Here is a 19,066-nt window from a genome sequence, read left to right as displayed (position 1 = left end):
AATTTCCGCTTCCGCGAAGCCGATCTGCCTCTTCATCCTCGTGAGTCCGTTCTGTGAGCTGCCTTCTATAACGTCTTCGGCTACGTGAGCGATGACCGCCGAGTTCCATTAATCAGCGTTTCCCTAGCGACGGTAGGCGAATAGTTGGCGAGCGGTCTGCCGATGATACGGGCGGTGGCATTCGCGGCGCACATATCGACCACTTCAGTGGTCCCGGAAGCGCGGCGACGCGCGCATGGCAAGCATCGGGAGGGGATCTCCAAAACGCCCGTGTCAAATTCCTGGGTTATTAAATGAAAAAAGTTTTTCCTCTCCTGTTGTTTTTTCCATTTGTCTCTTTCGCGCTAGATGGGACGGGATCGGTCGATTTTGATTCGACAATCATTCCGCTATTGAATAAAAGCTCCGTTTTGAGAGAGCTCGTGCTTTGTAACTTCGATATCGTTGGCGATCCGATGGGGACGCGAATCGGCGACATTCAATCGAAGGCTCTAGGAGGAGATAGAATCGGGCCTTACTCAATGTGGGCAAATTGGCACGGGAATTCAGGTATAAAGCCAGTGATTCTCACTATAAATACGCACACTGATTTTATCGACGCGCGCGGGAAGAAGGTGGGAGGCGATTTGAAAAAGGCGATTCGCATTCAAGAATACATCGAGAGTGTAACGATAGAGCCGCCGGAAAAAGACCAGCCGGAATCTGTCCCCGGCGGACTAAAGCACAGTATCGAGCCACAGACGTGCTCGGAAAAAAATGGCCAACGCGGCAGATAGCGCGATGCTGCCTCGTTCAGGCGGGGCTCCACGCGGCCGGGTCACGCAAACCGGCACCACCATTGAGCAATAGGGTTATGGATAAACAACGTTTAGCACAGGCACTCAGCGCCTGGTTGTTCTGTACGTTGCTTGTTCCGACTGCCTACGCAGAAGGGTCGGTTAGCTTCAACGAGAACATCGTGCCAATGCTGAAGGATCGCCCGCAATTCAAGGAATTTATATTGCAATCGTTTTCGGTTACAGATACGGGATGGGGAGTCCGAATAGATGGTCCGGCAATGCCCCATATGGGCGGCGCGCGAATGGGGCCATACAGGTTCCAGGCTATCTGGCATAGTCCGCATGGCGACACTCCTATTACTCTTGTAATCGATACAAAGACGGAGTTTTTTGATAGCCACCGTCGGCAAATAACCGGCAGCGATCTACGTGAAACCACTTCAGTTACGGAAACGCTGGACTCTATCGGAGTCGAGCCCCCCGAAGCCCAATAGCTTCCGAACGGAACGGCTGCGATAATCGCCTCGCTTTGCGGGGCTTTCCGTTCGAGCGTCAAGCGTGAGAAGCGTGAACGCACCGAAGGTGTGCTTCGTTGATGCTTGGCCGCGAGCAGTTCCTTCAGTTGGACGATCCAGCAATTTCCTCCCAACTCCCCAGAATCCAGGTGCCAGATTACGCAAGCGCCAGAAATCCCCCCACAGTTTTCAAGATCAACCATAATTTCCCCCACCCCCCACCCACGAATCCGCTGCGCCGATGTGGCAAATCGATCAGGTGACGCTGCGCTTGTTCATCGCCGTGTGCGAGGAAGGCACGATCGCGCGCGCGGCCGAGCGTGAGTTCATCGCGCCGTCGGCGGTCAGCAAGCGGCTCGCCGATCTCGAAGCGCTCGTCGATGTCGCGTTGCTGTCGCGCAGCCAGCGCGGCGTGCGCGCGACCGCCGCCGGCGAAGCGCTGTTGCGCCACGCGCGGCTCATCATGCGCGGCCACGAACGCCTGCAGGCCGAGCTCAGCGAGTACGCGGCCGGCGCGCGTGGGCATGTGCGCGTGCTGGCGAACGTGTCGTCGATGGTGGAGTTTTTGCCCGAGGCGTTGTCGGCGTTTCTGCAGGCGAATCCGGCGATTCGCGTCGACGTCGAGGAGCGCGTCAGCGCGGACATCGTGCGCGGACTCGAAGAGGGCGTGGCCGATCTGGGCATCTGCCGCGACACGGTGCCGCTCGGCAGTCTCGACACGCTGCCGTATCGCGCCGACCATCTCGCGCTGATCGTGCCGCGCGCGCATCCGCTCGCGGGCGAGACGCAGATCGGCTTCGAGCAGACGCTCGGGTTCGATCATCTGGGGCTCGCATCGAATGCGTCGGTCAATGCGCTGATGCAGCGCATCGCGCTGGAGAAGGGCAGCGAGTTGAATTACCGCACCTATGTATCGACGTTCGACGCCGCCTATCGCTTCATCCAGGCGGGTCTCGCGGTCGCGATCCTGCCGCGCGAGGCGCTGCCGCGCCATGCGGCCGACGAGTACGGCATCGTCGCCGTGCCGTTGCGCGAGGCTTGGGCCGCGCGGCGCTTCGTGATCTGCATGCGCGATCGCGCGGCGCTGACGCTGGCGGCCGCGCGATTGCTCGAGCATCTGCTGAGCGCCAGATAAGACGGCGACGCACCTCGTCACCCGCGCCTTCGCCACCTCCCCAGACAAACCCCTAAGCATTTCACCCAGGCGAGCGCCAAAGCCCGCGCCATCGGCCTGAGCGGCCATCGCGAGCGGCGATGGTGTGCTTCGCCAAAGCAGACTTTGCCGCGCGTCGTCACGCGGGCACGCTGTGACCCAGTCAGCGCATCACTTCCATCCAACGGGCCTCTGAAGCCCGCGTCCACGACGAGGATTCCAACCAATGAATGAAACCCGCGAGCGCGTCGTCGTGACCGAAGTCGGTCTGCGCGACGGTCTGCAAAGCATTGCCCGCATCATGTCCACCGACGACAAGCGGCGCTGGATCGACGCCGCCTACGCGGCCGGCGTGCGCCACATGGAAGTCGCGTCGTTCGTGCCGGCGAAGTTGCTGCCGCAAATGGCGGACGCCGCCGACGTAGTCGCCCACGCCCGTAGCTACGACGATCTCAGCGTGAGCGCGCTCGTGCCGAACCTGAAGGGCGCGCAGCACGCGCTCGAGGCTGGCGTAGAGCGCATCGTCGCGCCGATTTCGGTGAGCGCCGCGCATAGCGCCGCGAACGTGCGCAAGACACCCGCCGAGATGATCGACGCGTTCGCCGCGATGCGCGAGCTGATCGATGGCGCGCCCCCGGCAGGTGGGCGCCGCGTCGAGTTGATCGCCGGTTTGTCGACGGTGTTCGGCTGCACGCTGCAGGGCGCCGTGCCGTACGCGGATATCGCCGCGATCGCGCGCGCCGCGGTGCAGGCCGGCGCCGACGTAATCGCGCTCGGCGATACGACCGGCGAAGCGACGCCGCGTCAGGTCGGCGAGGTCATCGAGCTGGTGCGCGACGTCGCGGGCGACAGGCTGCGCTCGCTGCATTTCCACGACACGCGCGGCTTGGGGCTCGCCAACACGCTGGTCGCGCTGCAGCACGGGATCCGCGAGTTCGATGCGTCGCTGGCTGGTCTCGGCGGCTGTCCGCATGCGCCGGGCGCAACCGGCAACGTCAATACCGAAGACCTCGTGTTCATGCTCCACAGCATGGGCTACGACACCGGTATCGACATCGCGCGGCTACTCGCATCGCGCGCGGTGCTGGCGCAAGCGCTGCCGGGCGAGCCGCTGTACGGCTATCTCGCGCGAGCGGGATTGCCGAAACAGTTCGCGCACGCGCAAGCGGTCGCGCGCGACTCCGCCAGCTACGCCGAATCTTTGCGTTGTCCCCATTCTTCCGTTCCGCAGGTGCCGCAATGACTCCGCTTTCCTCCGCTACTTCAGCTTCGTCGTCGACGTCCTCGCCGCAGCCGGGTACCTTGCCGCTCGCGGGCATCCGCGTGATCGAGTTGTCGCATATGGTGATGGGTCCGACATGCGGCATGATTCTCGGCGACCTCGGCGCCGAAGTGATCAAGGTCGAGCCGCCGCGCGGCGACAGCACGCGCCGGCTGCTCGGCACCGGCGCGGGCTTTTTCCGCACCTTCAATCGCAACAAGAAGAGCGTCGCGCTCGATCTCGACAGTGAAGCCGGTCTCGCCGCGCTGAAGCAACTCGTCGATAGCGCCGACGTCTTCGTCGAAAACTTCAAACCCGGCCGCATGGCGAGTCTCGGCCTCGATTACGCGACGCTGCGCGAGCGCAATCCGCGGCTGATTTACGTGTCCCACAAGGGCTTTCTCAATGGTCCGTACGAACATCGTCTGGCGCTCGACGAAGTCGTGCAGATGATGGCGGGCCTCGCGTACATGACCGGTCCGGTGGGCCGTCCGCTACGCGCGGGCAGCTCGGTCAACGACATCATGGGCGGCATGTTCGGCGCGATCGGCGTGCTGGCGGCGCTGCACGAACGGCACGCGAGCGGCCGCGGCAAGGAGGTGCAGAGCGCGCTGTTCGAGAACTGCGTGCTGCTCTCGGCGCAGCACATGCAGCAGTTCGCGGCGACCGGCGTGGCCGCCGCGCCGATGCCCGAGCGCATCAGCGCCTGGGCCGTCTACGACGTGTTTACGCTCGCGCACGGCGAGCAGATGTTCATCGCCGCGACCGGCGACGCGCAGTGGCGCGCGCTGTGCGCGATTCTCGAACGCGACGATCTGCTCGCCGATGCGCGCCTCGCGACCAACAACGACCGCGTGCTCGCGCGCGGCTGGCTGCTGCAGACGCTCGGCGAAAGCCTGAGCCGTCTCGACGGCGCGACACTCGTGCCGCTGTTCGAGCGCAATCACATTCCGTTCGCGTCGATCACGAAGCCCGAGGAGTTGTTCGACGATCCGCACCTGAACGCGAGTGGTGGCCTCGTGCCGCTGACGCTCGACGACGGCAGCGAAACCGCGATGCCGTTGCTGCCGATTTCGCTCGACGGTGCGCGTCTCGGGCCGCGTCGGCCGATCGCGAAGATCGGCGAGCACACCGTCGAGGTGCTGCGCGAACTCGGGTTCGACGACGCGCGGATCGCGGAGCTCGGCGGTGGCGTGGTGGAATCGCGGGCGCCGCGCGCGGCTGCGTGAGCGTCGTGCCGCGCTTGACCCGCTGCAGCGGGCAATAGACCAATAATTCTGGAGACAGACGATGAAATCGTCGAATCAGGCGATGTACTCAACGGCGCTCGGCGATGCCGGCGCGCTCGACGGCTCACCCACGGACGCGGGCGCAGATGCAGCAGGCTCGGACCGCGCCGGCGCGATCGCGCTCGACGGCGCGCGCATTTCCGCGCGGCTCGACCGGCTACCCGCGACCCGCACGATCTGGCAGCTCGTGATGCTGCTGAGCTTCGGCATGTTCTTCGAACTCTACGACCTGATGTACTCCGGCTATATCGCGCCGGGACTCGTGCACAGCGGCCTGCTGACGGCCACGACGCGCGGCCTGTTCGGCACGAGCGGCGTCGCGAGTTTCATCGCCGCGCTGTTCGCGGGCCTGTTCATCGGCACGGCGGCCTGCGGCTTTCTCGCCGACCGCTTCGGCCGGCGCGCGATCTTCACCTGGTCGCTGCTGTGGTACACGGCGGCCAACGTCGTGATGGCGTTCCAGCACACGGCGCTCGGATTGAACTGCTGGCGCTTTATCGCGGGAGTCGGCATCGGCGTCGAGATCGTCACGATCGGCACGTATATTTCCGAACTCGTGCCGAAGCACATTCGCGGGCGCGCTTCGGCGTGCTCGCAGGCGGTCGGCTTCTGCGCGGTGCCGATCGTCGCGTTCCTGTCGTATCTGCTGGTGCCGCAACGCCTGTTCGGTCTCGACGGCTGGCGTGTGGTCGTGCTGATCGGCGCGATTGGCGCGATCGTGGTGTGGTGGATTCGCCGCGGCTTGCCGGAGAGCCCGCGCTGGCTCGCGCAAAAAGGCCGCCTCGACGAAGCCGACGCGGTGATGACGCGTCTCGAAGCACGCGTCGCGCGCGAGTATCGGCGCCAATGCGGCCTGCCGTTGCCCGAGCCCGCGCTGCCCGAACCGGTGCGCGCGCGGGCCGCGTTTCGTGATCTGCTGGTGCCGCCGTATCGCAGGCGCACGCTGATGCTGATCATCTTTCACGTGTTCCAGACGATGGGCTACTACGGCTTCGCGAACTGGATTCCGACGCTGCTGATGAAGCAGGGCATCACGGTGACGACGAGTCTGATGTACGCGAGCATCATCGCGATCGCGGCGCCGCTCGGGCCGTTGCTGGGGCTGCTGATCGCCGATCGCTTCGAGCGCAAGACCGTCATCGTCTGCATGGCGGCGGTCAACGTCGTGTGCGGACTCGCGTTCAGCCAGGCGCGCGAGACGGTGCTGCTCGTGAGTCTCGGCGTGTGCCTTGTGCTCGCGGGCAACATCATTTCATACAGCTATCACGCGTACCAGGCCGAACTGTTTCCGACCGGCATCCGCGCGCGCGCGGTCGGCTTCGTTTACTCGTGGAGCCGGATTTCGGCGATGTTCTCGGCGTTCGTGATCGCCGCCTGCCTCGGTCGCTTCGGCGTGAACGGCGTGTTCGTGTTCATCTCGGGGGCAATGGCGATCGTCATGGTCGCGATCGGTACGCTGGGACCGAAGACGCGCGATGTCGCGCTCGAGGATCTTTCGAAGTAGCTAGGGCCTGTTCACGCTAATAACGGGCTTGCGAACGTGCCTTTCCGCGCGTAGTGCAAGGAGAGAGGAGCGCCGTTTGGCCGAGCCAAACAAGCGACGACCGACGCCGCAATACGGGTGGAAAGGCACGTTCCCCTGTTTTAAAAAACCTTCAAGGGGCTGGCTGCCAGAAGGGCCGATCGCCGCGTCATGCTCCTTGCGAATACGTCGAGTATTCGCTGCGTCGCAATCCTTGCGCTCGGCCCTTCTGGCGGCCAGCGCAAGCCCGTTATTAGCGTGAACAGGCCCTATGAGTCCTGGCGAGTCTCGTCGTTGCTCGACAGCCGGTCCGATACGTTGCCGAGCAGCAGCGCGAGCAGCACCACGCCGATCATTGCGAACAGGAACCCGCCGATCATCGTGGCAAGTATCAGCGTGATCCATGAAATGCCGTCCATGTGTGCGGTTCCAGCGCGTTTGTCGGGGGCATCGTAACCCGTTCAGAACCACTTTTATGTGCGCTTGCCCGCCGTAAACCTGTCAGGCGACGCCGAATTATCGTCGCGTCGTGCCATTACGCGGCGCGTTCTCGACGGGTGTCACAGTCGCTGCATAGGGATGGCGGACTTCGTTCGCTGTCCCCAACCCCCTTTGCGGAAACCTCGTAGTCCATTTCCGCAATCGGTTGGCGGAAATGCACCCGCTCACACCCGACTTATTCCGCCATTGGCCCATCTATTGCGGGGACGCTAAAGTCGTCCGATATCCGTGTTTCAGGTTTGAAACGTTAATCGCCACGTTAATATTCCCGCCATCAATAAAAATAGATTAAATAATCTGTTCTGGCGCGTTGAGTGCTTGCATTGGACGGCCGAAGGGTCGGTTGCGCGGCGGTTGCGCGGATCGTCAGGGGAAGTTGTCGATACAGCCGGGCCCGCTGGGTAGGGCTAGGGGTGTTTCACTCATCGATAGCCAATTCCGGCAAAAAATCTCTTTTAAAATGCCGCCTCGGTGGGTACATAAGGCGGGACACGCCGCTTTTCGAGTAGCCGCGCAGTGTGCGCTGGCGTACGCATTCATTTTTTAAATTGCATTAAGATTTGCGAGTGCATATTCAACCATATGCGGTTAGACGATTAATCCAGTGAAAAGACGGTCGTTTCGGTATTGTGCCGAATTGCACTGGCCGATCACGTATTCATAGTGCCAATATGTCTGCACTTTCGGACATGACGGCAGAGCGCCGGAGGCCGTCGCTATGATGCATTGCGCGGAGTTCGCATTGTGCGTGATCGTAAAAGGTGTAGTAGATCGTTTTCTGTCGAGAGGATGACTATGACCTGCGCGAGTCTCGAGTCTGCAATGCTGCGCTGGGTGCATGCTCCGAACAAGGGCGTGCGTCGTGTTGCGATTCTGTTGTTCAACGACTGCTCGCTGCAAGGGGCGGGCGTGATCGCCGAGGTGTTCCAGGCTGCCAACGAACTCGCCACTTCCGGTTCGGGCGCGTGGCTGTACGACGTGTCGTTCTTGTCCGCCGGCGGCGGCATGGTGATTTCGTCGTCGGGTTTGCGCGTCTGGACCGACGGACTCGACGCGCGCCATTACGGCGGCTTCGACGCGCTCTATGTGGCGGGCGGCAAGGGCGCGGCGTCGGCGGCGCGCGATGAGCGTCTGCTTGGATGGCTGCGGCGCGTGCGTCGCAACACCGCGATGATCCGGCCGATCGCCGAAGGGCGCGCGGTGCTCGACGCGGCGGCCCTGCCCGAGGACAAGGACGGGAGCGACCCGCACCAGCCGGCCTTGGCCAGAAATGGCGCGGGCTCGGCGGAGCAGGGCGTCGTCGACCTTAACGACCGGCTGGAATCGATGCGCAGCGCGCTCGCGATGATCAAGCGCGATCTGGGCAACGCGACCGCGCGCTCGGCTGCCGAGCGGCTGCTGTCCGACTCGTGCACGAACCTCGCGCCGCTGCTCGGCGAGGACGGCGGCATGAGTCCCGGCGACAAGGTTCGCGCGGCGGCGCGCTGGCTGCAGGAAAACTGCCAGCAGGCGATTTCGATTGCGGATGCCGCGCAGTTCGCGGCGATGAGCGAGCGCAACTTTCTGCGCCGCTTCAAGATGGAAATGGGTATCACGCCGTCGAGTTTCCTGTTGCACGAGCGCCTCGCGGTGACGTGCAGCCTGTTGACCGAATCGGAATTGCCGGTCGACAAGATCGCCCGGCGCACCGGGATGGGCAACGGCGACCGGCTCGCGAAAGTGTTTCGCAAGCGGATGAGGATTTCGCCGACCGAGTTCAGAATTCAAAGCCGCCGCGTGGCAGGCGAGTAGCACCGACGGAGCCAGCCCGGTAACCGCGCGTGACAGGCGGGGACTGGTCCGTTGTTCGTCGTACCTTGCAGATCGAAAAGGATTCCCGATATGTTGACGCAGGCAGGTGTGAGCGCCCGATCCGTCGAGCCGAACGGCGCAAGCGCCGGGGTTGCTGGCGCGCGCTGCGCGCACATCGTCCCGGTCATTCTCGCGGGCGGCTCGGGCACGCGGCTTTGGCCGGTGTCGCGCGAAAACTTTCCGAAGCAGCTGATCGACGTGGTCGGCTCCGACTCGCTGCTGCAGGCGACCGCGCGGCGGCTCGAGAGCTTCCCGGCGGGCTGGAGCGTCGACGCTTCGCCGATCGTCGTGTGCGGCGAGGAGCATCGCTTCGTGATCGCCGAACAGTTGCATGAAAACGGCGTCGACGCGCGTCTGATCGTCGAGCCCGCGCGCCGCGACACGGCGCCCGCGCTGACGCTCGCGGCATCGCTCGCGTGCGCGGCCGGCGACGACGCCATCCTGATCGTGATGCCGGCCGACCACGCGATCGCGGACGTGGCTGCCCTGCAGCGCGCGCTAGCGTGCGCGGCGCACCACGCGAGCGAGGGCGCGATTGCGACGCTCGGTGTGCCGCCGACGCGTCCCGACACCGGCTTCGGCTATATCCGGATCGGCGCGGCATTGGCCGCTGGCGGCCACGCGATCGACGGTTTCGTCGAGAAGCCCGCCGAGGAAATCGCGAGGCAATACCTGGCGGCCGGCACCTACTGGTGGAATAGCGGCATCTTCATCGTGCGTGCGCGCGTGTGGCTCGACACGCTCGCGGCGCTGCGGCCCGACATGCATGCGCCGTGCGCAACCGCGTTCGCGAGCGGCAAGCAGGACGGCGACGTATTCCGGCCATCGCACGACGCGTTCCTCGACGTGCCCGCCGATTCGATCGACTACGCGGTGATGGAGCGTTTGACCGAACCGGCGCCGGCGCAAGACGACAGCGCGAGCAACGTCGAAGCGCAAGGCGCGGCACAGAACGATATGCAAGCTCAAAGTCGAGCCGCGGTCATTCCCCCCGGCGTCGTGATCCCGCTCGAAGCCGGCTGGTCCGACCTCGGCTCATGGGACGCGGTATGGGCCGCGATGGAGAAGGACCCGAACGGCAACGCCGGGCGCGGCCGCGTGGCGTTCGAAGGCGCGGTGTCCTGCTATGCGCATTCCGAAGGGCGGCTCGTCGCGTGCGTCGGTACCGCGAACGTCGTCGTGGTCGAGACCGCGGACGCGGTGCTCGTGGTGGATCGCTCGCATGTGCAGGACGTCAAGGGGCTCGTGTCGCGCATCAAGGCGCAGCATGCGCCGGAGGCCGACGCGCATCGCAAGGTGCGGCGCCCGTGGGGCTTCTACGACTCGATCGATCACGGCGAGCGCTTCCAGGTCAAGCGCATCGTCGTGACGCCCGGCGCAAAGCTGTCGCTGCAACTCCATCATCATCGCGCTGAGCATTGGGTGGTCGTGCGCGGCACCGCGCTCGTCACGCGCGGCGAAGAGCAGTTCCTGCTCAGCGAAAACGAATCGACCTACATTCCGCTCGGCACGCGTCACCGGCTCGAAAACCCCGGCAGGGTGCCGCTCGAAATCATCGAAATCCAGTCGGGTACCTATCTCGGCGAAGACGACATCGTGAGGTTTGACGACAACTACGGCCGCTGCCCGTAGGCAGCCCATGCACGCCCCTTTTTGCATACAGGAACGGCAGAACGAGGTAAGTAAAATGCGCAAGTTTCAGGATCTGCTCGCGCGGATTTTCGATGTCGCTCTGGTATTGGCGGGTGCGACCGTGGCGTCGCGGATCCGCTTTGATTATCTCGGCCAGTCGGGTTTCTACGGGGCGCTGGTGATGTTTTCGGCTGCGTTCGCGCTCGCGATCTTCCCCGCGTTCGGCCTCTACGAATCATGGCGCGGCCGCTCGAAGCTCGGTCTCGCCGGTCAGGTGTCGCTCGCGTGGCTGATCGTGCAGGCCTGCGCGCTCGTGCTGATGTACTCGCTGCATCGCATCGATATCGTGTCGCGGCTGTGGTTCTCGTACTGGACCGCGACGACGGGTGGCCTGCTGATCGCGAATCGGGTGATCGCGCACGCGGTGCTCGCGCGGGCGCGCGGCGCGGGTATGAACCTGCATCAGGTGGCGATCGTCGGCAGCGGTTCGCAGTGCGATGCGCTCCTGCGCCGCATCGAGTCGGCGCCGACCGCGGGCTTTCGCGCGACCGCCGTCTACAACACGCGCCCGGACGACTCCGGCGTGACGAATCCGCGCGTGCCGGTGTTCGATCGCGTCGATCTGCTGGCCGACTACATCCGTACCAACGACGTGCACGAGCTATGGCTGATGCTGTCGCTGTCCGAGGAGCCGCTGATCTGCGCGCTGATCGACGAGTTCCGCGACGACCTCGTGAATATCCGCTTCATGCCGGACGTGCGCAGCCATGCGCTGTTCGAAGGCAGTGGCGTGGTCGATCTGCTCGGCGTGCCGGCGATCAATCTGGTCGCCTCGCCGCTGTCGGCCAACGCGATGCTGAAAAAGGAAGTTTTCGACCGGCTGTTCGCCGCGGCCGCGATCGTTGCCCTCGCGCCGCTGCTGCTTGGCATCGCGATCGCGGTCAAGCTGTCCTCGCGCGGACCGGTGCTGTTCAAACAGAAGCGCAAGGGCGCGGACGGCCGTGTGTTTACGATCTACAAGTTCCGCTCGATGCGCGTGCATACCGAAGCGAAGGGCACCTTGAGCCAGGCGACGCGCAACGACAAGCGCGTGACGAAAGTGGGCGCGTTTCTGCGCCGCACGAGCCTCGACGAGTTGCCGCAATTTTTCAACGTGTTGCGTGGCGACATGTCGGTCGTAGGACCGCGTCCCCATGCGCTCGAGCACGACGACCTCTATCAGAAGGTGGTCGCGGGCTATATCAATCGCTACCGGATCAAACCGGGAATCACGGGCTGGGCGCAAATCAACGGCTTCCGTGGCGAAACCGACCGCATCGAGAAGATGGAGCGTCGCGTCGAACATGACCTGTACTACCTGGGTCACTGGTCGTTCGCACTCGACATGCGGATCATCGGCGCGACGATTGTCGCCGGACTGGTGCATCGAAACGCTTACTAGAAAGTCGATAACAACGCCTCGGGGCGAAGGAGTAAAGATCATGAGCTCACTTGGTTTTCGCACAGGAAGTCTTGTGGTTTTCGCAAGCGCAGCATTGCTTTCCGGATGTCAGGTCGTACCGGGACAACGGATGGTCACGCCGGCCGCGATTCAGGAGACGGGTGGCGAATTCAGTACCGAAGGCTCGCAGCAGAAGCAGATTCCGATCACCGATATCAATCTGGAACTGGTGAAGAAGATGAATGCCGACCAGACTGCCTCGGTGTTGCCGCCGACGACGACAGGTCTGTTCGGCAAGCCGGCCATGTACAGGGTCGGCCCCGGCGACGTGCTGCAGATCGTCGTGTGGGATCACCCGGAACTCGCGGCCGCGCTGGGACAGCCGCCGACGACCTCGCGCCCTTCCGATGCAATTCCGGGCTTCCTGATCGACGAGCACGGCGACATCCAGTTTCCGTACGCGGGCAACCTGCACGTCGCCGGCAAGGACGTCGCGACGATCCAGCGCGAGCTGTATTCGCGGCTGAGCAAGGTTTATCAGAAGCCCGAGGTGACGGTGCGCGTCGCGTCGTTCCGTAACGCGACGGTGTATATCGACGGCGAAGTGCGCACACCGGGCACGCAATCGATCAACGACATTCCGCTGTCGCTGACGAACGCGATCGGCCTGAGCGGCGGCTTCAACGCGACCGCGGATCGCAGCCGGGTCGATCTGATCCGCGACGGCAAGACCTATAGACTGAACATCGACGAGCTCATCAAGCGCGGCCTCAATCCGTCGGATATCTATCTGCAGCCGGGCGATACCGTGCGCGTGAACGGGCGCGAAGACAGCGGCGTCTACGTGATGGGCGAAGTCAACAAGCCGGCCACGGTGCTGCCGTTGCGCAACGGCTCGCTGACGCTGTCGCAGGCGATCTCCGACGGCGGCAGCTTCGACTCGAATACGGCCTCGGGGCAGCAGCTGTTCGTGATCCGCAATTCGACCAGCGACTCGCCGCAGATCTATCACCTCGATGCGACCTCGCCGGTGGCGATGCTGCTTGCGAACCAGTTCGAGCTGCAGCCGAAGGACATCGTGTACGTCGGTCAGGGCGGTCTGGTCCGCTTCAACCGTGTGTTGAACCTGCTGTTGCCCGCGATCAACGCGGCGGTGACGGGAGTCGTCGTGTCGAAGTGACGCATGCGTGACGCGATATCTGAACCGGCAGGCCTTGTTGGGTGAAAACATGGCAATCAATTACGAAAACCGTTACGCCGGCGTGTATGAACCGGGGCAGTTGCATCTGTCGGACTACGTGCGCACGATCGTGCGCGGTTGGCGCACGATCCTCACCGTGACGCTGATCGCGCTCGCGCTCGGTTGCGCGTACGCGTTCCTCACGCCGCCGGTCTATCGTTCGGACGTGCTGTTTCACGTCCAGGACAGGACGGCGAATGCGGTCAACGTCAATGCGAACGGCCGGGACGCGGCGGCGCCGCTTCCCGGCGCGTACGATTCGAAGCCGTCGACCGCGGCGCAGATCGAGCTTTTGAAGTCGCGTCTCGTCACCGAGGAGGCGGTCCGCGCGCTGCACCTCGACATCACGGCGAAGCCGCGTTATCTGCCGGTGATCGGCAGCAGGATCGCCGGACTCGTGAACGGGCACTGGTGGTTCCGGCTGCCGTCGTTCGTCAACCTGCGCGGGTTCGCGTGGGGCAACGAGAGCATCGCGGTGTCGCGCTTCGACACGTCGAAGGACTTGTATGGCGAGACCTTCACGCTAGTCGCGGGCGCCGGCAACACCTTCATGCTGCGCGATCCTCACGGCAGCGCGATCCTGTCGGGGCGCGTCGGCGAGACCGTGCAAACCGATACCGCGGTCGGCCCGGTCACGCTGCACGTCGACACACTGGTCGGCGCGCCCGGCTCGCGTTTCGAGCTGACGCGCGCGTCGACGCTCGGCACGGTGGAGCGTCTGGCGAAGACGATGGTCGTGCAGGAAACGGCGGAGGACTCCGGCGTGATCCGCGTGAGTCTCGAAGGCGCCGATCCGGCGCTGACCGCGTCGATCGTCAACAACGTGGCGCGCCAGTTCGTGCGGCAGGATCTCGCGAGCCGTTCGACCGAATCCGACCACACGCTCGCGTATCTCGAACAGCAACTGCCCGACGCGCGCAAGGCGCTCGACGACGCGGAAGAGCGCTACGGCAAGTTCCGCAATACACATGGCGCCGTCGATCTCGGTGAAGAAAGCAAGCTGCTGCTGCAGCAGATCGTCGACAACAAGACGAAGCTGCTCGATCTGCAGCAGCAGCGCGCGGAGCTGTTGCAGCGTTTTACGCCGAATCATCCGATGGTCGCCGCGCTCGATGCGCAGATCGCCGCGTTGCAGGGCGCGCAGGGCACGATGAACCACAGCGTCTCGACGATGCCCGACACCGAGCAGACCGCGCTGCGTCTGCAGCGCGACGTGCACGTGAACACCGATCTGTACATGAACCTGCTCAACAGCGTGCAGCGACTGCGGGTCGCGCAGGCGGGGCAGGTGAGCGGCGTGCGCGTGGTGGACTTCGCCGAAACGCCCGACGATCCGGTGTGGCCGAAGCGCATGCTGGTGATCCTGATCTCGCTCGGCGGCGGCCTCGCGCTCGGCTTGCTGCTGGTCTTCTTGCGGCGCGCGATGCGCGGCGGCGTGGAGCGCCCGGACGAACTCGAGGGGATGCTCGGCGTGCCGGTATTCGCGGTGGTGCCGCGCAGCCAGACGCAATTGCGCCTGCAGGAAAAGGTGTCGCTGCGCCAGCGCGGGCAGCATGTGCTGGCGCAACAGGCGCCCGAAGATATCGCGGTGGAAGGGGTGCGCAATCTGCGCACCTCGCTGCAGCTGTCGCTCGATCATGCGGCCAACAACGTCGTGATGATCACCGGCTCGCGGCCCGATGCGGGCAAGTCGTTCCTGTCGGTGAATCTGGCGACGCTGGTCGCGTCGGCGAACAAGCGCGTGCTGATCATCGACGGCGACATGCGACGCGGCGACGTGCATTCGCATTTCGGCGTCAGCCATCGGCCGGGACTGTCCGACGTGCTGTGCGGCGGCGATCTCAACGCGATGATCCAGCGCGACGTGCTGCCCAACCTCGACGTGCTCGCGAAAGGCACGCTGCCCTCGCACCCGGCCGAGCTGCTGATGAGCAAACGCTTCGAAGCGATGCTCGAGGTGTTGAAGCCGCAATACGACGTCGTGATCATCGACACGCCGCCGGTGCTCGCCGTGACCGACTCGACGCTGATCGGCAAATACGCGGCGACGACGCTGCTCGTCGTGCGGCATGGGCGTCAACCGCTGCATGAGATCATCGAAACCACCAAACGCCTGCGTAACGGTGGCGTCGGTCTGCGCGGCGTGCTGCTCACCGACGTGCCGCAGGAAGCGGCGTTTCTCGGCTCAGGGTATCAGGGCGGCTATTACGGCTACGACAGCATCGCCGGCTGACACTGCTGCCCGCGCGCGCGTCTTTCGGGGCGCCGCGCGGGCGGGCGTGATCGACTGCACGCCCGTGCCGCCGTCCCGCGAGATACCTCGCAATCCTTAGTGGTGACGCAGCAGATCGCGCAATGCGCGCGACTCTTCCGCCGTCGGCTGCATGGTCTGCCACGCCGACTCGTGCGACGCGAGCGCGACGAGCCGTTGCGCGGCCTTGCTGCTCGAATCGATCCGCAACGCTTCGTTGGCGTTGTGCGACGCGCACTCCCAATGTCCCACGTTGCTGCAGCCGCGTGCGAGGCTCAGCAACGCGTCGCGTTGCTGCTCTAGCGTGCTCACCTGGGCGCGCATGCTGCGCGCGTCGCGATTGTCGGGCTGCGCGGTGATTACGGCGGCGAGGCGTGCTCTGGTCGCCGCCAGATTGCCTCGTCGCAGATAGCCGTGCGCGGCTTTCAGATTGCGCTCGGCGTCGGCGCGCTGTTTGTCGGCTTGCGTGAGCGGGGCGGCCATCGTGCCGGTGTTGGTGTTGGTGCTGGTCGACGCGAGCGCCGTGCCACGCGGCGTGGGCGCGGAGATGGCCGCGCTCGATGTCTTCGTTGACGCTACGGCGCGCGCGGTCGTGACAACGGGCGGTGTCGGTCGCGCTGCGGTCGGCGTGGTCGTGACGACGGGCGTTGACGGTCGCGCTGGGGCGGGCGTGGTCGCCACGACGGGCGTTGACGGTCGCGCTGGGGCGGGCGCGGTCGCCACGATGGGCGGGCTCGATCGCGCTACGGCGGGCGCGGTCGCAACGACCGGCGGTGACGATGGCGCGACGGTCGGTGCGGTCGCCACGATGGGCGGGCTCGATCGCGCTACGGCAGGCGCGGTCGCAACGACGGGCGGTGACGATGGCGCGACGGTCGGTGCGGTCGCAACGACGGGCGGTGCCGGTGGCGCGACGGGGGCCGCGTGCACGTTCGCCGGTTGCTGCCGCGCGACGACAACGGGACGCGGCCGTTGCGCGACGATCGTCGCCGGCTTCGGCGCCGCGGCAACCGACGGCGCCGCATTCTGCGCAACGTTCTGTGCAGGGGCTTGGCCAGGGTTGTCCGGGCGCACCGTGCCGAAGACCGTGACCGGCGTGTCGACGCTCGCATCGTCGTCGTTGAATAGAACGAAGCCGACGTATACGACGCCGAGCGTCGCGAGCGCGGCTGCGGCAAGCGCGAGCGGATGCCGCCGTCGACGCCCGCCCGGCTCGAACGTCGCTTCGTCGATCAGATCGTAGGGGCTCATCTTCGTTTGCGCGGAGCGTCGCGACGAACGGTCCGCGGGCAAGCTCGCGGCCGCTGGCAGCGGTTCGAGTTGCGTGCGCGATGCGCTCAGCGCCCGGGATCGCGCGGAGCGCTCGCCGGGCTTGTCGTCCGTATCGAACGAATCGATCGGCAGCGCATGGCATGCGGGACACGGCGAAAAGCGGCCCGACAGCGGCACGCCGCAGTATGCGCAGTGATGGAAAAACGGCTGGTCGGAGGTCGTGTCGCGCGGCATGGCCGTGTCGCTCCACTGGCGCCGAAGGGCGGCGCCATCAAAAAGAATGAATGCAACGACGCCCGCAAGCGGCGTCGGCCGGACTACTGGACGACGTAACCGCGCGCCTGCATGCACGCGCCGTAGGCGGCCCAATAGCGGGTCATCGGCGGCTCGGGCGCGGGCAGCGGCGGCAGCTTCACGTTCGACGCCGCGTTGGCCTGCAGCGAAGCGGCCGCCCCATCCGGCGCGCCGGGTGCCGCGGTCGCACTGGGGCCCGTTGCCGCTGCCGATGCGTTCAGCGGTGCATTCGCCGCCGCGGTGGCTGGCGCGCCTGGCGCGCTGGCGCCGGCCGCGGCTTCGTTCACCGGTTTCGCCGACGATGCACCGCCAGGCGCTTGCGCCTCAGCCAACGGCGCGCTCGCGGCTTCGGGCGCGCTCGCGCTCCACGGCAGCGGCGTGGCTGAGAAGGAACTAGGCGGAAGCGGCGGCTTCGACGGTACGCCGGTCGACGCACCTTTGGCCGCGGGCGGCTGACGCGGCGGAATCTGCGACTCGTGGGCCATGTTGACCCCGGTCACGCGGTTCGCCTCGGCGTAGCACATCGCGTTGTCGATGCTGCGCTCGTAAGGGCTCTGACTTCGGATCGGATAGGTGACAGGCCGCCACGCGAACGCGGCAGTGCTCGTCACCAACAGCGTCAGTACGGTATATGTTCTAAATGCCATCGCAGTCACTCCCGCAGCGATGTCTCGCCTTTTTGTGTTTGATTTCGTGTCGTGCTTTCGTTCTGTGCTCGTTGCGCGTCGTGTTCGAGCTCGTTCTCATGCCTGGCGCTCGTGCTTCTGTCGCGGCCTGCCGATAGGCCGTGGCGTTGCGGTGCTTGGCGCCACGGTTCCCCGGAACGGGCACGTCGCGAATGCCGCTTTAACGAGCGTAGCACCGCGGTTTGGCCACGCGATGCATCGGATAGCGCGCGAAAACGCCATCGTGCAGTGCAATCAGGACACAATCGGCGAGGCGGCGTTGAAGATCGGGACAATCCCTGGTCGCCACGAAGGATCGTCAGGAGTCGAAGATGAAAAACCTATCGTATCGCTATCGGCCGCTTTGCGCAGCGTTCTGTCTGTCGGTGCTGTCGCTCGCCGCGCCGCTCGCGAGCGGCGCGAGCGACGCCAACATGAGCGCGGAGACGGCGGGCGAGCGCGCAAGCTTCGCGCGGGCGTTTTGCGACGTGTCGCCCGAGCGGATCGACGCCTATAAGGAGCGGCTCCGAAAGGTCCTGACCGGTGCGACCGATTTCGATCAGCACTGGGACACGGGCTGGCACCGCGCCGACATCACCAATAGCCAGATGAACGCACTGCGCGAGCGAGATCCGAAGGAATTCGCGGCGCGCATCAAGGTCAATTGCGAACGGCTCAAGTGGATGGCGGGTAATGCGTTGCACCGGCCTGCGCAGAAGTGAAGTGAAACGAGCGCGCTGTCGGGCGAGCGAAACTGGCGGATCGTGGTCTGATGCAGAAGGCTTCGCCGGGCTGAATCTCGCGCGGCTGTAGTCGACCACACGCGAACCGGCTGGAACCGGAAGCTTTTTGCATACTCGACGGTTTCGGCCAAAAATACACATTATTATGACTTTCGCTTAATGTTCGGCTAACCATCGAGTAGTCTGCAGATGTAACTCTCAACGACTTTTCGAGCATGTCACTAATTCGCGAATATCGTTTGGTCCGTACTGCGGCACATTTGCGGCAGTAATGAGGCCTGCTATGTGAATATTAGCTAACGTAATGCCGGACCGACCTTCTGCTGGGCAAGCTTCCAGATCAAACGCTGTTTGACCTTTTGCCGTTATCGTTTCGAAGTGAGGAGCGATTATGTTGAACCCGAAGACGTTCGGACACTTCCTTTGGCTCGTCCGCAAGACGTGGATAACACGCGGGCCGCGTTTGTACTACTCGCAGTTTGGAGAGGACGCGGTGTTGCGCGAGATAATCAGTCCCCGGTGCAATAAGGCATAGCGTTATACATAAGTCCTTAGCCGAGCCCGTCGCGGAGCGCGCGTAGCGTGTCAGCGGCAGCGAGTACCTGATCGAGCCCTCGCCAGATGGTCTTGGCACCCGGTTCACCGTCGCTCTTTCGG

Annotated in this window: 16 protein-coding genes; 13 read left to right on the top strand and 3 right to left on the bottom strand. The window is 64.5% G+C overall.

Annotated elements, in window-relative coordinates; translation table 11 throughout:
- The first annotated feature begins 107 nt into the window (after nt 1-107).
- The 7 genes from F6X37_RS38105 to F6X37_RS33460 all read left to right on the top strand — a co-directional run bounded on the left by F6X37_RS38105 (nt 108) and on the right by F6X37_RS33460 (nt 6,501).
- Nucleotides 108-293 (top strand): 3D domain-containing protein, encoded by a 186-nt coding sequence (locus F6X37_RS38105; protein ID WP_187614265.1) that lies wholly within the window; start codon nt 108-110, stop codon nt 291-293.
- Entirely contained in the window at nt 294-776 is a 483-nt protein-coding gene (locus F6X37_RS33485; RefSeq protein WP_187614263.1) for a hypothetical protein, read from the top strand. It abuts the gene before it with no gap.
- 77 nt (nt 777-853) lie between these two features.
- Nucleotides 854-1,273: a hypothetical protein gene (locus F6X37_RS33480; RefSeq protein ID WP_187614262.1), complete on the top strand. Its 420-nt coding sequence runs from the start codon at nt 854-856 to the stop codon at nt 1,271-1,273.
- A gap of 262 nt (nt 1,274-1,535) precedes the next feature.
- Complete coding sequence (locus tag F6X37_RS33475; protein WP_184038395.1) at nt 1,536-2,429, top strand: LysR family transcriptional regulator; 894 nt, start codon at nt 1,536-1,538, stop codon at nt 2,427-2,429.
- A 244-nt stretch (nt 2,430-2,673) separates the two neighbouring features.
- Nucleotides 2,674-3,690, top strand: a complete 1,017-nt coding sequence (locus tag F6X37_RS33470; protein WP_187614261.1) for a hydroxymethylglutaryl-CoA lyase — start codon at nt 2,674-2,676, stop codon at nt 3,688-3,690.
- On the top strand, nt 3,687-4,937 hold the full coding sequence (locus F6X37_RS33465; protein WP_187614260.1) for a CaiB/BaiF CoA transferase family protein: 1,251 nt from the start codon (nt 3,687-3,689) through the stop codon (nt 4,935-4,937). The genes F6X37_RS33470 and F6X37_RS33465 overlap by 4 nt, the downstream gene beginning before the upstream one ends.
- A 61-nt stretch (nt 4,938-4,998) precedes the next feature.
- On the top strand, nt 4,999-6,501 hold the full coding sequence (locus F6X37_RS33460) for an MFS transporter (RefSeq protein ID WP_184062194.1): 1,503 nt from the start codon (nt 4,999-5,001) through the stop codon (nt 6,499-6,501).
- Nucleotides 6,502-6,788: 287 nt separating this feature from the next.
- Here the strand turns inward: F6X37_RS33460 and F6X37_RS33455 are convergent, their stop codons facing one another.
- Nucleotides 6,789-6,938 (bottom strand): hypothetical protein, encoded by a 150-nt coding sequence (locus F6X37_RS33455; protein ID WP_167368625.1) that lies wholly within the window; start codon nt 6,936-6,938, stop codon nt 6,789-6,791.
- A gap of 877 nt (nt 6,939-7,815) precedes the next feature.
- Between F6X37_RS33455 and F6X37_RS33450 the strand changes: the two genes are divergently transcribed.
- The 5 genes from F6X37_RS33450 (at nt 7,816) to F6X37_RS33430 (ending at nt 15,417) form a co-directional block, all read left to right on the top strand.
- Nucleotides 7,816-8,811, top strand: a complete 996-nt coding sequence (locus F6X37_RS33450; protein ID WP_187614264.1) for a helix-turn-helix domain-containing protein — start codon at nt 7,816-7,818, stop codon at nt 8,809-8,811.
- A 90-nt stretch (nt 8,812-8,901) separates the two neighbouring features.
- On the top strand, nt 8,902-10,503 hold the full coding sequence (locus F6X37_RS33445) for a sugar phosphate nucleotidyltransferase (protein WP_187614259.1): 1,602 nt from the start codon (nt 8,902-8,904) through the stop codon (nt 10,501-10,503).
- 55 nt (nt 10,504-10,558) lie between these two features.
- The gene (locus tag F6X37_RS33440; RefSeq protein ID WP_187614258.1) at nt 10,559-11,944 is read left to right on the top strand and encodes an undecaprenyl-phosphate glucose phosphotransferase; all 1,386 of its coding nucleotides are present in this window, start codon (nt 10,559-10,561) and stop codon (nt 11,942-11,944) included.
- A gap of 40 nt (nt 11,945-11,984) precedes the next feature.
- Nucleotides 11,985-13,124 carry a polysaccharide biosynthesis/export family protein gene (locus tag F6X37_RS33435; protein WP_187614257.1) on the top strand — a complete coding sequence of 380 codons (1,140 nt, stop codon included), beginning with the start codon at nt 11,985-11,987 and terminating at the stop codon, nt 13,122-13,124.
- Between the two features lie 49 nt (nt 13,125-13,173).
- A complete protein-coding gene (locus F6X37_RS33430; RefSeq protein ID WP_187614256.1) occupies nt 13,174-15,417 on the top strand; it encodes a polysaccharide biosynthesis tyrosine autokinase in 2,244 nt (747 codons plus the stop codon).
- A 96-nt stretch (nt 15,418-15,513) separates the two neighbouring features.
- Here the strand turns inward: F6X37_RS33430 and F6X37_RS33425 are convergent, their stop codons facing one another.
- Both F6X37_RS33425 and F6X37_RS33420 read right to left on the bottom strand, forming a co-directional pair.
- Entirely contained in the window at nt 15,514-16,941 is a 1,428-nt protein-coding gene (locus F6X37_RS33425) for a hypothetical protein (protein WP_187614255.1), read from the bottom strand.
- An 83-nt stretch (nt 16,942-17,024) separates the two neighbouring features.
- On the bottom strand, nt 17,025-17,648 hold the full coding sequence (locus tag F6X37_RS33420) for a hypothetical protein (protein ID WP_187614253.1): 624 nt from the start codon (nt 17,646-17,648) through the stop codon (nt 17,025-17,027).
- A gap of 350 nt (nt 17,649-17,998) precedes the next feature.
- Here F6X37_RS33420 and F6X37_RS33415 point away from each other — a divergent pair, with 350 nt between their 5' ends.
- On the top strand, nt 17,999-18,388 hold the full coding sequence (locus tag F6X37_RS33415) for a hypothetical protein (RefSeq protein ID WP_090803262.1): 390 nt from the start codon (nt 17,999-18,001) through the stop codon (nt 18,386-18,388).
- Nucleotides 18,389-19,066 lie beyond the last annotated feature (678 nt).

Origin of the sequence: Paraburkholderia sp. 31.1, assembly GCF_014397645.1 — a bacterium.
GTDB classification, from domain to species: domain Bacteria; phylum Pseudomonadota; class Gammaproteobacteria; order Burkholderiales; family Burkholderiaceae; genus Paraburkholderia; species Paraburkholderia tuberum.
This window is presented reverse-complemented; position numbering and strand designations above follow the sequence as displayed.

Excerpts from the sequence above, each read along its gene's own strand:
- F6X37_RS33480 (WP_187614262.1), top strand. The coding sequence starts at position 854 with ATGGATAAACAACGTTTAGCACAGGCACTCAGCGCCTGGTTGTTCTGT.
- F6X37_RS33470 (WP_187614261.1), top strand. The coding sequence starts at position 2,674 with ATGAATGAAACCCGCGAGCGCGTCGTCGTGACCGAAGTCGGTCTGCGC.
- F6X37_RS33450 (WP_187614264.1), top strand. The coding sequence starts at position 7,816 with ATGACCTGCGCGAGTCTCGAGTCTGCAATGCTGCGCTGGGTGCATGCT.
- F6X37_RS33460 (WP_184062194.1), top strand. The coding sequence starts at position 4,999 with ATGAAATCGTCGAATCAGGCGATGTACTCAACGGCGCTCGGCGATGCC.
- F6X37_RS33420 (WP_187614253.1), bottom strand. The coding sequence starts at position 17,648 with ATGGCATTTAGAACATATACCGTACTGACGCTGTTGGTGACGAGCACT.
- F6X37_RS33445 (WP_187614259.1), top strand. The coding sequence starts at position 8,902 with ATGTTGACGCAGGCAGGTGTGAGCGCCCGATCCGTCGAGCCGAACGGC.
- F6X37_RS33465 (WP_187614260.1), top strand. The coding sequence starts at position 3,687 with ATGACTCCGCTTTCCTCCGCTACTTCAGCTTCGTCGTCGACGTCCTCG.
- F6X37_RS33440 (WP_187614258.1), top strand. The coding sequence starts at position 10,559 with ATGCGCAAGTTTCAGGATCTGCTCGCGCGGATTTTCGATGTCGCTCTG.
- F6X37_RS33430 (WP_187614256.1), top strand. The coding sequence starts at position 13,174 with ATGGCAATCAATTACGAAAACCGTTACGCCGGCGTGTATGAACCGGGG.
- F6X37_RS33475 (WP_184038395.1), top strand. The coding sequence starts at position 1,536 with ATGTGGCAAATCGATCAGGTGACGCTGCGCTTGTTCATCGCCGTGTGC.
- F6X37_RS33415 (WP_090803262.1), top strand. The coding sequence starts at position 17,999 with ATGAAAAACCTATCGTATCGCTATCGGCCGCTTTGCGCAGCGTTCTGT.
- F6X37_RS33425 (WP_187614255.1), bottom strand. The coding sequence starts at position 16,941 with ATGCCGCGCGACACGACCTCCGACCAGCCGTTTTTCCATCACTGCGCA.
- F6X37_RS33435 (WP_187614257.1), top strand. The coding sequence starts at position 11,985 with ATGAGCTCACTTGGTTTTCGCACAGGAAGTCTTGTGGTTTTCGCAAGC.
- F6X37_RS33485 (WP_187614263.1), top strand. The coding sequence starts at position 294 with ATGAAAAAAGTTTTTCCTCTCCTGTTGTTTTTTCCATTTGTCTCTTTC.
- F6X37_RS33455 (WP_167368625.1), bottom strand. The coding sequence starts at position 6,938 with ATGGACGGCATTTCATGGATCACGCTGATACTTGCCACGATGATCGGC.